Origin of the sequence: Pseudomonas sp. SWRI92, from assembly GCF_014268685.1 — a bacterium.
Taxonomy (GTDB): domain Bacteria; phylum Pseudomonadota; class Gammaproteobacteria; order Pseudomonadales; family Pseudomonadaceae; genus Aquipseudomonas; species Aquipseudomonas marvdashtae.
This window is the reverse complement of the sequence record NZ_JABWQY010000007.1, coordinates 207,176-222,407: the sequence shown is the minus strand read 5'-3', so window position 1 is coordinate 222,407 and position 15,232 is coordinate 207,176. Positions and strand designations below refer to the sequence as shown.

The following is a 15,232-nucleotide window of genomic DNA, read 5'->3' as shown; positions in this document are numbered from 1 at the left end:
GCTCCCCACCTCGTGTTAGCATCCGCGCCATGAATTTCCCAGGACGAATGACCAGTGGCGCGCTCTTGCTGTCCCTCAGCTGCGCGGCGCTGGCCCAAAGTGAATTGGACGTACGGGTCAAACCGTCCAATGACGCACTCAAGGCCAACATAGAAGGTTATATCGGTGGCCTGGGCGATCGTGACGAAGATGCATTACTGCGCTTCAGTCGCGGCGCCGAGGAGCAGGCGCGCAAAGCGGCCCAGGCGCTGGGCTACTACCAACCGCAAATCGACAGCGAGGTGCAGGCTGGCAAGGCCCCGCGCCTGATCCTCACCATCGACCCCGGCGAGCCGGTGCATCTGCGCAACGTCACGATCCGCATTGACGGCCCGGCGGCGTCCCTCAAGGCTTTTCGCGTGCCTGACAACGCGGGCCTCAAGTCGGGCGCGGTGCTCAATCACGGACGCTATGAAGACGCCAAGCGGACGATCCAGAACCAGGCTTCGCGGTATGGTTTTTTCAGTGGGCGATTCGTCAGCCAGGCATTGCGCGTGGACCCGCAAGCCGGCATCGCCGATATCGAACTGATCTATGACAGCGGCCCGCGTTATGCCCTCGGCCCGGTCAGCTTCGAGGGCGACACGCCGTTCGACGAAGACCTGCTGCGGCGCATGGTGCCGTTCAAGGCCGGCGCGCCGTACGATTCCGAACTCATTGCCGAACTCAACCAGGCGCTGCAATCGAGCGGTTATTTCGAGGGCGTCCGCGTGGACGCGGCGCCCACCGCCGCCACCGATAACGTGATCCCAGTGGCGGTCAAGCTCGAGACTCGCAAGCCGCGGACCATGGGGCTGGGCTTGGGTTTTTCCACCGACGTCGGCCCTCGGGCCAAGGCCAACTGGACGCGGCACTGGGTCAATCCCCAGGGCCACAGCTACGGCTGGGAAGCGGAAGTGTCGGCGCCCCGGCAGAATATCGGCCTGTGGTATGACGTGCCGCTGGACCCGCCGCTGACCGACAAGCTGCGCTACGCCGGCGGCTATCAATATGAAGAATTGTCCGGCACCGACACCCTCAGCAAATTACTGACCGTGGGGCCGGAATGGCACAGCAAGTTGCCCAGCGGTTGGCAGCGGGTGGTGTCGCTCAAGTGGCAGCGCGAGGAATATCGCCTTGGCGACGATTCGGGCCTGAGCACGCTGCTGATGCCAGGCGTCAGCTATTCGTACCTGCGCAGTGATAACCGCATCGACCCCCATCACGGCTACCGCCTGCAATTCGACACCAAGGTCGCCAAGGAAGGGCTGGGCTCGGACAACAACCTTTTGTATGGCACCGCCATGGTCAAGGGCCTGACCACCGTGTTCGACAAGCACCGCCTGCTGGCGCGGGCCCAGATCGGCGGCAGCGCCACCAATGGCTACAAGTCCATTCCGCCGTCGCTGCGCTTTTTCGCCGGTGGCGATCAGAGCGTGCGGGGCTACGACTACCAGAGCCTGTCGCCGGAAAACTCCGAGGGTGATCGCATCGGTGGCCGCTACATGGTGGCGGGCAGCCTCGAGTATCAGTATTCCGTTGCGGAAAAATGGCGGGTGGCAACGTTTGTCGACCAGGGCAACTCTTTTAACAGTCTCGATCTGCCCAGCCTCAAGACCGGCGTGGGCGTCGGTGTACGCTGGGTGTCACCGGTCGGCCCGATCCGCCTCGACCTGGCCCATGCGCTGGACGACGACGGCGGCATTCGATTGCACTTTTCCATGGGGCCTGAGCTGTGAAGCGCGGTTTGAAGATAACGCTGCTGGCACTCGTCGGGTTGCTCGCGACGATCGTACTGGCCCTGGGCATCTTGCTCGGTACGGCGTTCGGCAGTCGTTGGGCTATCGGCCTGGTACCCGGGCTGACAGTGGAGAATTTCCAGGGGCGACTGGGCGGGCAGTGGAGCGCCGACCATGTGCTGTGGCAGCAGGACGCCAGCCGGGTAGAGCTGGATCGGCCGGTTTTGGCCTGGTCGCCGTTGTGCCTGCTGCGCATGACGTTGTGTATCGAACAACTCAAGGCCGAGCGGATCGCCCTGCAATTGCCGGCCTCCGCCGATGAACCGAGCGCAGGTCCGATCAGCTTGCCGGATCTGGACTTGCCGTTGGCGATCGAACTGGGTGACGTGCAGATTGGCAGTGTGACGTTCAACGGCAGCGAACAGCTCAAGGGCCTGAAACTGGCGGCTCATTGGACCGCCGAGGGTTTGCAGATCGATTCGCTGCAATTGCAGCGCGACGAACTGAGCCTGAATCTGTCCGGCCTGTTGCAGCCGCGTGGCGATTGGCCGTTGAGCGCTGCTGGCCGGTTGACCTTGCCGGCACCGGGCGCGACGCCGTGGTCGCTGGAGCTGAAAGTCAGTGGCGATCTGCTCAAGACCCTCGACCTCAGCGCCGACAGCCTTGGTTATCTGCAAGGCCATCTGGCCGGCGAGCTGCAACCACTGGCGGACAACCTGCCGGCGAAGGTGCGCATCACCGCCGACGGGTTCAAGGCCAGCGCCGAGCTGCCGGACACGCTGGTGCTCAATCAGCTGGAGCTGACCGGCGAAGGCAATCTGGAAGACGGCTACCAACTCCTCGGCAAGGCGACCCTGCCTGCCGAAAAAGGGCCCGTGGCGTTGGTGCTCCAAGGCAAGGTGGACGCCAACGGTGCACAAATCGCCGGCTTGGATCTAGATGCTGGCGAGCAGCAAAGCGTCAAGCTCTCCGGGCAATTGGATTGGCGCGAAGGCCTGAGCGCCGATGCGAAAGTCGCCTGGCTGGATTTCCCCTGGCATCGCCTCTATCCGCTGATCGACGAGCCGCAAGTCACGTTGCGTCGTTTCAACGGCGAAATCTCCTACACCGACGGCCAATACTTGGGCAATTTCCAGGCAGCGCTGGACGGGCCCGCCGGGGCGTTCAACCTGAGCAGTCCATTCAGCGGCAATCTGGCGCAAATTCATTTGCCGCAGCTCAAGCTCGACGCGGGGCAGGGCAAAGCCGAAGGGCATCTGAACCTGCAGTTTGCCGACGGTATCGCCTGGGACACCGCGTTGCAATTGTCATCCCTCAATCCGGCGTATTGGCTCGCGGAGCTGCCTGGCACCTTGGCCGGACCTCTACGCAGCCAGGGCTCAATCAAAGACGATGCCCTCAGCTTGGACGCCAACCTGGACCTGAAGGGAAAACTGCGCGGCCAACCGGCGCTGTTCCAGGCCACCGCGGCAGGGTCAGGCGAGCAATGGAACCTAAGTGCGCTGGATATCCGCCTGGGCGATAACCGCATCAACGGCAGCGCCAACCTGCAACAGAAACTGACCGGCCAGATCGATATCAAACTCTCGCGGCTGGCCCAACTCTGGCCGCGATTGCGCGGGCAGGTCATGGGGCGTCTCGACTTGGCGGGGACACTCAAGGCCCCTCAAGGCAAGCTCGGCGTACAAGGCACCCAGCTGGGATTCCAGGACAATCATCTGCAAAACCTGAGGGTAGACGCGACGCTCGACAACACCCAACGGGGCAAAGTCGATCTCAAGGCCAGCGGCATCCGGGCCGGTGAAACGTCGCTGGGTGCCTTGACGGTCAGCGGACAAGGCGACATCAAACAGCAAAGACTCAACCTGGATCTACAAGGGCCGCAGCTTGAAACCACCTTGGCCCTGGATGGCGCGCTCGACCAAGGCAACTGGCGTGGACGCCTGTCCAATGGCGACATACAGGCGGGCGGCCAAGCCTGGCGCTTGCAGGCTCCGGCCAAGCTGGAACGTTTGGCCAACGGTACGCTGAACTTCGGCGCCCATTGCTGGCGTTCCGGCCAGGCCAGCTTGTGTGGCGAAGACCAGCGGCTGATGCCGGAGCCGAAGCTGCGCTATCACCTCAAGCAGTTCCCGATTGAAAGCCTGGCCCAGTGGATGCCCAAGGACTTTGCCTGGCAAGGGCGGCTCAACGCCGATCTGCAACTGGACTTGCCGGCCAGCGGCCCGAACGGCCGCGTGCTGGTGGATGCCAGCGGCGGTACCTTACGGATTCGAGACAAAGAGCAGTGGCTGGATTTCCCGTACCAGACCCTGACGCTGAACAGCCGCCTGACACCCACGCGCATCGATACGGACCTGGTTTTTGCCGGGGCGAGGCTCGGCGAATTGACGCTCCAGGCGCGGATCAACCCGTTGCCGGCCAATAAACCCTTGAGCGGTTCGTTTCGACTCAGTGGCCTGGATCTGTCGGTCGCCCGGCCATTCGTGCCGATGGTGGAAACCCTGACCGGTCACCTGAACGGCAGCGGCACCTTATCCGGCGGATTGCTCGCGCCGCAGGTCAACGGCAGTTTGCTGCTCAGCGACGGCGAAGTGTCCGGCCCGGAACTGCCGATCAGCCTCGAAGCCCTGCAACTGCGCGCAATGATCGCCGGCGAAACGGTCAGGCTCGACGGCGGCTGGAAAAGTGGCAAGAACGGGCAGGGCAGCTTGACGGGCACCCTTGGCTGGGGCGAGGCCTTGTCCATGGACCTTGCCCTCAAGGGCTCGCAACTGCCGGTCACCGTGGAACCCTACGCGGTGCTCGATGTGGCGCCGGACCTGAATATCACGATGCAGGGCGAGCGACTTTCGATTGCCGGCAAGGTCCTGGTGCCCAAGGGCGACATCACCATTCGCGAATTGCCGCCATCCACCGTCAAGGTTTCGGATGACACGATCATCGTCGGCCGCCAGACCGAAGAGGGCAAGGCACCGATCGCCATGGCGATGGACATCGACGTGATCGTCGGCCAGGAAAAGCTCGCCTTCTCGGGCTTCGGCCTGACAGCCAACGTGCAGGGCCAGGTGCACATCGGTGACAACCTGGACACTCGCGGCGAACTCTGGCTCAACGACGGTCGCTATCGAGCCTATGGGCAACGGTTGACGGTGCGCCGGGCGCGCTTGTTGTTCGCCGGGCCCATCGACCAGCCCTACCTCGACATCGAGGCGATTCGCCAGACCGATGACGTGATTGCCGGCATTCGCTTGAGCGGCAGCGCCGAGCAACCGACCACGCAGATCTTCTCGGAGCCGGCCATGAGCCAGGAGCAAGCGTTGTCCTATCTGGTACTGGGCCGACCCTTGAGCACCACGGGCGAGGACAACAACATGCTTGCCCAGGCGGCCTTGGGCCTGGGCTTGATGGGCAGCTCCGGCGTGACCACCAGCCTGGCGAACAACCTTGGGATCGAAGATTTCCAACTCGACACCCAGGGCAGCGGCAACGAAACCAGCGTGGTCGCCAGCGGCAACCTGTCGGAAAAACTCAGCCTGCGCTACGGCGTCGGGGTGTTTGAACCTGCCAATACCATTGCCCTGCGCTACAAGCTGAGCAAGAAGGTCTACCTCGAAGCCGCCAGCGGCGTCGCCAGTTCGCTGGATATCTTCTACAAACGCGATTTCTAAAGCCTTTGCGCAAGAACTTCCTGTGGCAGCTCGCTACCACGGATGCGTTCGCGTTGGTCCGGCTATGTATAGGTAGCTAACTATTTGTTTGACATTTGCTGCCTAAGCAGTAATATCTCGACATACATTCACTGCCTAGGCAGCAAACCGTCTTCAGATAACGGTATTCAGATGAAGCATTTCACCCCGGACGAATTCCACAATTGCCATCTCGGCATGCTCCTCGGTCGCGCCGCGTTGCTCAAGGACCGGATCATCGACACCCACATGGAGCCCGTCGGCATCACCGCCGCGCAGTTCAAGGTGCTGATCATCATGGCCCAGCACGGCATCGATACGCCGGTCGAGCTGTGCCGATACCTGTCGCTGGACAGTGGCTCGATGACCCGGATGCTCGATCGCCTGGAGCAGAAGGGCTTTCTGGTTCGGCAGCGCTCGGCAGAGGATCGTCGCCAAGTCCGGCTGGTGTTGACCGACGCCGGCCAGGCCCTCGCCGATCGCCTGCCGTTTATCGGTGCCGACGCCATGAATCAATTGGCGTGCGCCATCAGCCGCGAGGAGCTGCAAACCCTCGAAGACATCCTCAAGAAAATACTGCTCGCCGCCGGTGATCCCATCACCGTCCTGCGATTGGGGGAAAAATGAAACGTCAAACCTTGCGTGCCCGCTTGGGCCTGGTGCTGCTGGCCATGAGCCTCGCCGGGTGCGCCAGCTACAGCGGCCTGGAAACCGAAGGGGTGAGCCTGGAGGCCAAGAGCCTCCAGGCTGGTCAATCGCTGACGGGCGTCACCTTGTCGCCGGCCTCGTGGCCAAAAAGCGATTGGTGGAAAAGCCTCGGCGACCCGCAACTCGACGGCCTGATCCGTGAAGCCCTGCGCGACAGCCCGGACATGCAAATCGCCAGCGCCCGGGCCCACCAGGCCAGCGCTGCTGCCTATGCCGCCAACGCCGCGCGCATGCCGACCCTGGATGCCAGCGGCAGTGTCAGCCGTTCGCGCCTGGCCCGTGACCAAGACCCGCAAGGGCAGGGCGGGGCCTACAGCACGCTGCGTTCGCTGAGCGTGGATTTCAACTACAACTTCGACCTCTGGGGCGGCCAGCGGGCTGCCTGGGAAGCTGCCCTCGGCCAGGCCCGCGCCGCCGAAATCGACCGCCAGGCCGCGCAACTGACCCTGGCCGCCGACGTGGCCCGTGCCTACAGCGACTTGGGACAGGCCCACATCATTTATGACTTGGCCAACGAAGACCTCAAGCGCACGCGACAGATGCTCGACCTGGGCAAGCGCCGTCTCGGGGCGGGGATCGACAGCGAATATCAATTCCAGCAGACCGAAAGCCTGGAAGCCAGCGCCGACGCAACTCTGATTGACGCGGAAAAACGCCTGCAAAGCGCGAAAATCGCCCTGGCCGTGCTGCTGGGCAAAGGGCCTGATCGCGGCAACGAAATCGCCCGGCCCAACGTCCTCCAAGCCAGTGCGGTGGCCTTGCCGTCGAACCTGCCGGCCGAGTTGCTGGGCCGCCGTCCGGACCTGGTCGCGGCGCGCTGGCGGGTCGAGGCAGCGAGCAAGAATATCGAGGCCGGCAAGACCAACTTCTACCCCAACCTCAACCTGAGCGCGGCGGCGGGTGTGCAATCGCTGCTGGGCGACGCCATGTTCGGCTCGGCCAGCCGTTTCTTCAACGTCGCGCCAACCGTGTCGCTGCCGATTTTCGACGGCGGTCGCTTGCGGGCGGACCTCGATGCCCGGGATGCCGACTACGACCTGGCGGTGGCGCAGTACAACAAGAGCCTGGTCGCGGCCCTTGGCGATGTCAGCGACACCATCAACCAGTTGCGCGATATCGGGCGACAGATCGGTGCCCAGCAACATGCCGTCGATATCGCCCAGAACTCTTACGACACCGTGGTCCAGCGCTACGGCTCAGGCATCGGCAATTACCTGGACGTGTTGAGCATCGAGCAGCAATTGCTCCAGGCCCAGCGCCAACTGGCGACCCTCAATGCCGAGCAGATCGATTTGTCGATCCAACTGATGCAGGCCCTGGGCGGTGGTTTCGAGACCCAAACCGTGGCCTCGGCCACACCGGCCACCACCGCGCCGACCCACTGATTCGAGGTACTTGTCATGGCAACTGCCGAAACTACTCAAGAAACTCAACAGGACAGCGGCAACCCGCGCAAGCGCAAGGTGATGCTGCTGGGCCTGGCCCTGATTGTCGTTCTCGCCGGCGTAGGTGTCTGGGCTTGGCATGAACTGTACGGGCGCTGGAACGAAAGCACTGACGATGCCTACGTCAACGGCAACGTCGTGGAAATCACCCCGCAAGTCACGGGCACGGTGGTGAGCATCGGCGCCGACGACGGCGACTTGGTGCGTGAGGGCCAAGTGCTGGTGCAATTCGATCCGAACGATGCCGAAGTCGGGCTGCAAAGTGCCCAGGCCAACCTCGCCCGCACCGTGCGCCAGGTGCGGGGTCTGTACAGCAACGTCGACGGCATGAAGGCGCAGGTGCATGCCCAGGAAGCCGAAGTGCAGAAGGCCCAGGAGAACTATAACCGGCGCCGGAACCTGGCGGCCGGCGGGGCGATCTCCCAGGAAGAACTGTCCCACGCCCGGGACGACCTGACCTCGGCGCAGAACGCCCTGGCCAATGCCCGGCAACAGCTCAAGACCACCAGCGCCCTGGTGGACGATACCGTGGTGTCGTCGCATCCCGACGTGCAAGCCGCCGCCGCGCAATTGCGCCAGGCTTTCCTGACCAATGCCCGTAGTACCTTGATCGCTCCGGTGACCGGTTATGTCGCCAAGCGCACCGTGCAACTGGGCCAACGGGTGCAACCGGGCACGGCGTTGATGGCGGTGATCCCGCTGGATCAGTTGTGGATCGACGCCAACTTCAAGGAAACCCAACTGCGCGACATGCGCATCGGCCAACCGGTGGACATCGAAGCCGACCTCTACGGCAGTGATGTGAAGTTCAGCGGCACGGTCGACAGTCTTGGCGCCGGGACCGGTAGTGCGTTTGCCCTGTTGCCGGCGCAGAACGCCACCGGTAACTGGATCAAGATCGTCCAGCGGGTGCCGGTGCGCATTCATATCAATGCCCAAGAGCTGGCCAAGCATCCGTTGCGGGTCGGTCTGTCGACGCTGGTCAACGTCAACTTGCACGACCAGAGCGGCCCGGTATTGGCCCAGCAGCCGCCGCAGAAAGCTTCGTTCAGCACCCAGGTCTATGACCGGCAGCTGGCCGATGCCGACGCGATGATCACGCGCCTGATCCACGAAAACAGCGCCGCGGCGAGCAAGACCGCGCAGCGCTAACACAGCGCTGCGCAACCCTGTGGCGAGGGAGCTTGCTCCCGCTCGGCTGCGAAGCAGTCGTAAACCGGCGGATGCGGTGTGTCTGATGCTACGCGTTCTACCGATGTTGGGGCCGCTTCGCGGCCCAGCGGGAGCAAGCTCCCTCGCCACGTGTTTGTCGCAGGCCGTAAGGATAGCGTCGCGGTCCTGGCGGGCTTGCTTCGGTTTCACCACCTCTGCTTCATAGGATTTCTTGCAATGAGCAATAACGCGTCCTTCACGCCGCCCAGCCTGTTGCTCAGCACCATCGGGTTGTCGCTGGCGACGTTCATGCAAGTGCTCGACACGACCATCGCCAACGTCGCCTTGCCGACCATTTCCGGAAACCTGGGCGTCAGTTCGGAGCAGGGCACTTGGGTCATTACTTCGTTCGCGGTGAGCAACGCCATTGCGCTGCCGCTCACGGGCTGGCTGAGCCGCCGGTTTGGCGAGGTGAAACTGTTTTTGTGGGCGACCGTGCTGTTCGTCGTCGCCTCGTTCCTGTGCGGAATCTCCACCTCGATGCCAGAGCTGATCGGCTTTCGCGTGGTCCAGGGGCTGGTGGCCGGCCCTTTGTACCCGATGACCCAGACCTTGCTGATTGCGGTGTACCCGCCGGCCAGGCGTGGCATGGCCCTGGCGTTGCTGGCGATGGTCACGGTAGTCGCGCCGATTGCCGGGCCGATCCTTGGTGGTTGGATCACCGACAGTTACAGCTGGCCGTGGATTTTCTTCATTAACGTGCCTATCGGGATTTTCGCGGTGCTGGTGGTGCGCCAGCAGCTCAAGGCGCGGCCGGTGGTGACCAGTCGCCAGCCGATGGACTATGTCGGCTTGATTACGTTGATCATCGGTGTCGGTGCATTGCAGGTCATCCTCGACAAGGGCAACGACCTGGATTGGTTCGAGTCGAATTTCATCATTGTTGGCGCGCTGATTTCGGTCATCGCCCTGGCCGTGTTCGTCATCTGGGAAATGACCGACCGCCATCCGGTGGTGAATCTGCGGCTGTTTGCTTATCGCAATTTTCGTATCGGCACCATCGTGCTGGTGGGCGGTTACGCCGGTTTTTTCGGCATCAACCTGATCCTGCCACAATGGTTGCAGACCCAGATGGGCTATACCGCCACCTGGGCCGGCCTGGCGGTGGCGCCTATCGGTATCCTGCCGGTCCTGATGTCGCCCTTCGTCGGCAAGTACGCGCACAAGTTCGACCTGCGCCTGTTGGCCGGGCTGGCCTTCCTGGCGATTGGCCTGAGTTGCTTCATGCGCGCCGGGTTCACCAACGAAGTGGATTTCCAGCACATCGCCTTGGTGCAGTTGTTCATGGGCATCGGTGTGGCGTTGTTCTTCATGCCGACCCTGAGCATCCTCATGTCGGACCTGCCGCCCCACCAGATTGCCGATGGCGCGGGACTGGCGACATTCCTGCGTACCCTCGGTGGCAGTTTCGCCGCGTCGCTGACGACTTGGATCTGGATTCGCCGGGCCGACCAGCATCATGCCTACCTGAGCGAAAGCATCAGTACCTTCGAGCCGGCCACGCGCGAGACGATCAATCAGCTCGGCGGGGCGAGCACGCCGGTCTACGCCCAGCTCGAGCAGATCCTCAACAGCCAGGCGTACATGCTCTCCACCGTGGATTACTTCACGCTGCTGGGGTGGGCGTTCATGGGGTTGATCCTGCTGGTGTGGCTGGCGAAGCCGCCGTTCGCGGCGAAGGCCGGGCCTGCCGCCAGCGGCCATTGAAACTGAATAGCCGGCCCCGCTAGGGACTACTTGTGGCTGGGGGTGTGGCTGGGGATTGGGTCAGGTGCCGGCAGTTGTGGCGGCGGGGCAAAACCGAACGGCGCCAACGCAAACCCTTGCTCATCGACCTGCAACGCCCAGCCTTGTTTGTCCCAATCCCCCAATACGATGCGCCGGGCGGCCTGTTCGCCCAGTTGCAGCTTGTGGATGGCGGGGCGGTGGGTGTGGCCATGGATCAGGGTCTTCACGCCGTACTGCTGCATGATCCGCGGGATCTCTTCGGGCGTGACGTCGACGATGTCATTGGCTTTCATGCGTGTCTGCGTGCGGCTTTCGCTGCGCAACTTGCGCGCCAGTTGCTGGCGGCTGCCCAGCGGCAGGTGACGCAGGATGAACAGCGTAAGCGGGTTGCGCAGCCAGCGCCGCAGCTTCATATAGCCGACGTCTCGCGTGCAGAGGCTGTCGCCGTGCATCAGCAACACCGATTCGCCGTTGAACTGCACGACACTCGGGTCCTCGAGCAGGGTGCAGCCGGCCGCTTTGCAGAAAGCCTGCCCCAGCATGAAGTCACGGTTGCCGTGCATCAGGAAAATCGCCGTGCCGCTGTCGCTCAGTTCGCGCAGGGCCTGGCAGATGGAACGCTGGAACGGCGTCATGGCATCGTCGCCGATCCAGGCTTCGAAGAAGTCGCCCAGAATGTACAACGCTTGCGCCGAGCGGGCGCGGGTGGCGAGTAAATCCAGAAACGCCCGGGTGATGTCCGGGCGCTCCTCTTCCAGATGCAAATCTGAAATCAGCAATATCACTCAATGATCTCGGCTTTCTCGATGATCACGTCTTCTGCCGGGACGTCCTGGTGGCCGGCCTTGGAAGTGGTGGATACGCCCTTGATCTTGTCGACCACGTCAGTGCCTTCGGTGACTTTACCGAATACGGCATAGCCCCAGCCCTGGACGTTCTTGCCGCTGTGGTTCAGGAAGCTGTTGTCGGCGACATTGATGAAGAACTGCGCGGAGGCCGAATGCGGCTCCATGGTGCGGGCCATGGCAACGGTGTACTTGTCGTTGGAAAGGCCGTTGTCGGCTTCGTTCTGGATGCTTGGGCGCTTGTCTTTCTTTTCCTTCATGCCCGGCTCGAAACCGCCGCCCTGGATCATGAAGTTACCGATGACACGGTGGAAAACGGTGTTTTCGTAATGGCCGGCCTTGACGTACTCGACGAAGTTGGCAACGGTCAGCGGTGCCTTTTCGGCGTTCAGTTCCAGGACGATGTCGCCGTGGTTGGTGGTCAGTTTGACTTGGGTCATGATCGCTACTCTTTCAAGGAATTCGTGGGTTTCGGGGCACAAACGCCCGCAACCGGTCTGGCTGCAATCGGCCAGGTTGGGCAGTTTAGCGTGCCATGCGCGAATTTCGAGGCTGTTTTTCACCTGGCCGTCGATTAAATTCAATCCTTTGCCGGCCTGGCCTGTCAGGTGCTTGACAGCATCGGCTATGATACGGGCTTTGATTTATCAGGCCGCACCCGGCCGCGCACTTGTACGTTCAAGGATCCTATGAGCAAGCCCACTGTCGACCCTACCTCGAATTCCAAGACCGGCCCGGCCGTGCCGGTCAACTTCCTGCGCCCGATCGTCCAGGCGGACCTGGATTCGGGTAAGCACACGCAGATCGTCACTCGCTTCCCGCCGGAGCCCAACGGCTACCTGCACATCGGCCATGCCAAATCCATTTGCGTGAACTTCGGCCTGGCCGAGGAATTTGGCGGCGTCACGCACTTGCGTTTCGATGACACCAACCCGGCCAAGGAAGACCAGGAATACATCGACGCGATCAAGAGCGACGTCCAGTGGCTGGGTTTCCAATGGGCCGGCGAAGTGCGCTACGCCTCGCAGTATTTCGACCAGTTGCACGATTGGGCGGTAGAGCTGATCAAGTCCGGCGACGCCTACGTGTGCGACCTGACGCCGGAGCAGGCCAAGGAATATCGCGGCAGCCTGACCGAGCCGGGCAAGAACAGCCCGTTCCGTGACCGCAGCGTAAAAGAGAACCTGGACCTGTTCGCCCGCATGCGCGCTGGCGAGTTCCCGGACGGCGCCCGTGTGCTGCGCGCCAAGATCGACATGGCTTCGCCGAACATGAACCTGCGCGACCCGATCATGTACCGCATCCGCCATGCCCATCACCACCAGACCGGCGACAAGTGGTGCATCTACCCGAACTATGACTTCACCCACGGTCAGTCGGACGCCATCGAAGGCATCACCCATTCGATCTGCACGCTGGAATTCGAAAGCCATCGGCCTTTGTACGAGTGGTTCCTGGAGAAGCTGCCGGTGCCGGCCAATCCGCGCCAGTACGAATTCAGCCGCCTGAACCTGAACTACACCATCACCAGCAAGCGCAAGCTCAAGCAGCTGGTGGACGAAAAGCACGTCAACGGTTGGGATGATCCACGCATGTCGACGCTGTCGGGTTTCCGCCGTCGTGGCTACACGCCGAAGTCGATCCGCAATTTCTGCGAGATGATCGGCACCAACCGTTCCGACGGCGTGGTGGATTTCGGCATGCTGGAATTCAGCATCCGTGACGACCTGGACCACAGCGCCCCGCGCGCCATGTGCGTGCTGCGACCGCTGAAAGTCGTCATCACCAATTACCCGGAAGGCCAGGTCGAGAACCTCGAGCTGCCGCGCCACCCGAAAGAAGACATGGGCGTGCGCGTCCTGCCGTTCGCGCGGGAAATCTACATCGACCGCGAAGACTTCATGGAAGAGCCGCCAAAAGGCTACAAGCGCCTGGAGCCAGCCGGTGAAGTGCGCCTGCGTGGCAGCTACGTGATCCGCGCCGACGAGGCCATCAAGGATGCCGAGGGCAACATCGTCGAGCTGCGCTGCTCGTACGATCCCGAAACCCTGGGCAAGAACCCGGAAGGTCGCAAGGTCAAGGGCGTGATCCACTGGGTACCGGCTGCCGCCAGCGTCGAGTGCGAAGTGCGCCTTTACGATCGCCTGTTCCGTTCGCCGAACCCGGAAAAGGCCGAGGACAGCGCCAGTTTCCTGGACAACATCAACCCTGACTCCCTGCAGGTTCTCACAGGTTGTCGTGCCGAGCCGTCGTTGGGCAACGCACTGCCGGAAGACCGTTTCCAGTTCGAGCGCGAAGGCTACTTCTGCGCGGATATCAAGGACTCGAAACCCGGTGCTCCGGTGTTCAACCGTACCGTGACCTTGCGCGACTCCTGGGGTCAGTGATCAAGTCTTAAGGGAAACCCTGTGCTTACGATCTACAACACGCTCACCAAGAGCAAAGAAGTCTTCAAGCCGCTGGATGGCAACAAGGTCCGCATGTACGTGTGCGGCATGACCGTCTATGACTATTGCCACTTGGGTCATGGCCGCAGCATGGTTGCCTTCGACCTGGTGACTCGTTGGTTGCGCTTTAGCGGTTACGACCTGACCTATGTGCGCAACATCACCGACATCGACGACAAGATCATCAATCGGGCCAACGAGAACGGCGAATCGTTCGATGCGTTGACCGAGCGCATGATCAAGGCCATGCACGAGGACGAGGCGCGTCTCAACATCCAGAAACCCGACTTGGAGCCGCGCGCCACCGACCACATTCCCGGCATGCGGGCGATGATCCAGACCTTGATCGACAAAGGTTATGCCTACGCACCGGGCAATGGCGACGTGTACTACCGCGTCGCCAAGTTCATGGGCTATGGCAAGTTGTCGCGCAAGAAGATCGAAGACCTGCGCATCGGCGCGCGCATCGAAGTCGATGAGTCAAAAGAAGACCCATTGGACTTCGTACTGTGGAAAGGCGCCAAGCCGGGCGAGCCGAGCTGGGATTCGCCGTGGGGCGCCGGGCGTCCGGGCTGGCACATCGAATGCTCGGTGATGTCCACCTGCTGCCTGGGCGAGACCTTCGACATTCATGGCGGCGGCAGCGACCTGGAATTCCCGCACCACGAAAACGAGATTGCCCAGAGTGAAGCGGCCACCGGTAAGACCTACGCCAACGCGTGGATGCATTGCGGCATGATCCGGATCAATGGCGAGAAGATGTCCAAGTCCTTGAACAACTTCTTCACCATCCGCGACGTGCTCGATAAATACCATCCGGAAGTTGTGCGTTACCTGTTGGTATCGAGCCACTACCGCAGCGCCATCAACTATTCGGAAGACAACCTCAAGGACGCCAAGGGCGCCCTGGAGCGTTTCTATCATGCGTTGAAAGGCTTGCCTGCGGCGGCACCTGCTGGTGGCGAAGCGTTCGTAGCGCGGTTTACCGAAGTGATGAACGACGACTTCGGCACGCCGGAAGCGTGCGCAGTGCTGTTCGAAATGGTGCGTGAGATCAATCGCCTGCGCGAAAGCGATCTCGATGCGGCAGCGGGCCTCGCAGCGCGTCTGAAGGAATTGGCCAGCGTGCTCGGTGTGTTGCAGCTCGAAGCCGACGATTTCCTCCAGGCCGGTGCCGAAGGCCGCGTCGACGCCGCCGAAGTCGAGGCGCTGATCCAGGCACGCCTGGCTGCGCGAACCAACAAGGACTGGGCCGAATCCGACCGCATCCGCGACCAGCTCACCGCTATGGGCGTGGTGCTGGAAGACGGGAAGGGCGGGACGACCTGGCGATTGGCGGACTGATTCCAAAAACACGCAATACCCTATGGGAGCTCGCCAGCTCCCATTTTTTTTGTGTAC

General features: G+C 62.2%; 10 protein-coding genes. 8 read left to right on the top strand and 2 right to left on the bottom strand.

Features of this window, described 5'->3' with window-relative positions:
* Positions 1–29 precede the first annotated feature (29 nt).
* From HU762_RS14085 to HU762_RS14060, 6 genes are all read left to right on the top strand, one after another.
* Positions 30–1,757 carry an autotransporter assembly complex family protein gene (locus HU762_RS14085; RefSeq protein WP_186637844.1) on the top strand — a complete coding sequence of 576 codons (1,728 nt, stop codon included), beginning with the start codon at positions 30–32 and terminating at the stop codon, positions 1,755–1,757.
* A complete protein-coding gene (locus tag HU762_RS14080; RefSeq protein WP_186637841.1) occupies positions 1,754–5,428 on the top strand; it encodes a translocation/assembly module TamB domain-containing protein in 3,675 nt (1,224 codons plus the stop codon). The genes HU762_RS14085 and HU762_RS14080 overlap by 4 nt, the downstream gene beginning before the upstream one ends.
* Before the next feature lie 171 nt (positions 5,429–5,599).
* On the top strand, positions 5,600–6,073 hold the full coding sequence (locus HU762_RS14075) for a MarR family transcriptional regulator (protein WP_186609469.1): 474 nt from the start codon (positions 5,600–5,602) through the stop codon (positions 6,071–6,073).
* Positions 6,070–7,539 carry an efflux transporter outer membrane subunit gene (locus tag HU762_RS14070; RefSeq protein ID WP_186637839.1) on the top strand — a complete coding sequence of 490 codons (1,470 nt, stop codon included), beginning with the start codon at positions 6,070–6,072 and terminating at the stop codon, positions 7,537–7,539. Before HU762_RS14075 ends, HU762_RS14070 begins: the two co-directional genes overlap by 4 nt.
* Before the next feature lie 15 nt (positions 7,540–7,554).
* Entirely contained in the window at positions 7,555–8,751 is a 1,197-nt protein-coding gene (locus HU762_RS14065) for an efflux RND transporter periplasmic adaptor subunit (RefSeq protein ID WP_186637837.1), read from the top strand.
* Positions 8,752–8,988: 237 nt separating this feature from the next.
* Positions 8,989–10,518, top strand: a complete 1,530-nt coding sequence (locus HU762_RS14060; protein WP_238340383.1) for a DHA2 family efflux MFS transporter permease subunit — start codon at positions 8,989–8,991, stop codon at positions 10,516–10,518.
* Positions 10,519–10,544: 26 nt separating this feature from the next.
* Here HU762_RS14060 and HU762_RS14055 read toward each other — a convergent pair whose 3' ends face one another.
* Both HU762_RS14055 and HU762_RS14050 read right to left on the bottom strand, forming a co-directional pair.
* Positions 10,545–11,324, bottom strand: coding sequence for a UDP-2,3-diacylglucosamine diphosphatase (locus HU762_RS14055; RefSeq protein WP_186637836.1), 780 nt, complete (start codon positions 11,322–11,324; stop codon positions 10,545–10,547).
* Positions 11,321–11,824, bottom strand: coding sequence for a peptidylprolyl isomerase (locus HU762_RS14050; RefSeq protein ID WP_186637835.1), 504 nt, complete (start codon positions 11,822–11,824; stop codon positions 11,321–11,323). Before HU762_RS14050 ends, HU762_RS14055 begins: the two co-directional genes overlap by 4 nt.
* Positions 11,825–12,073: 249 nt before the next feature.
* Here HU762_RS14050 and HU762_RS14045 point away from each other — a divergent pair, with 249 nt between their 5' ends.
* A complete protein-coding gene (locus HU762_RS14045) occupies positions 12,074–13,771 on the top strand; it encodes a glutamine--tRNA ligase/YqeY domain fusion protein (protein WP_186637834.1) in 1,698 nt (565 codons plus the stop codon).
* Positions 13,772–13,792: 21 nt separating this feature from the next.
* The gene (gene cysS, locus HU762_RS14040; protein WP_186637833.1) at positions 13,793–15,175 is read left to right on the top strand and encodes a cysteine--tRNA ligase; all 1,383 of its coding nucleotides are present in this window, start codon (positions 13,793–13,795) and stop codon (positions 15,173–15,175) included.
* Positions 15,176–15,232 lie beyond the last annotated feature (57 nt).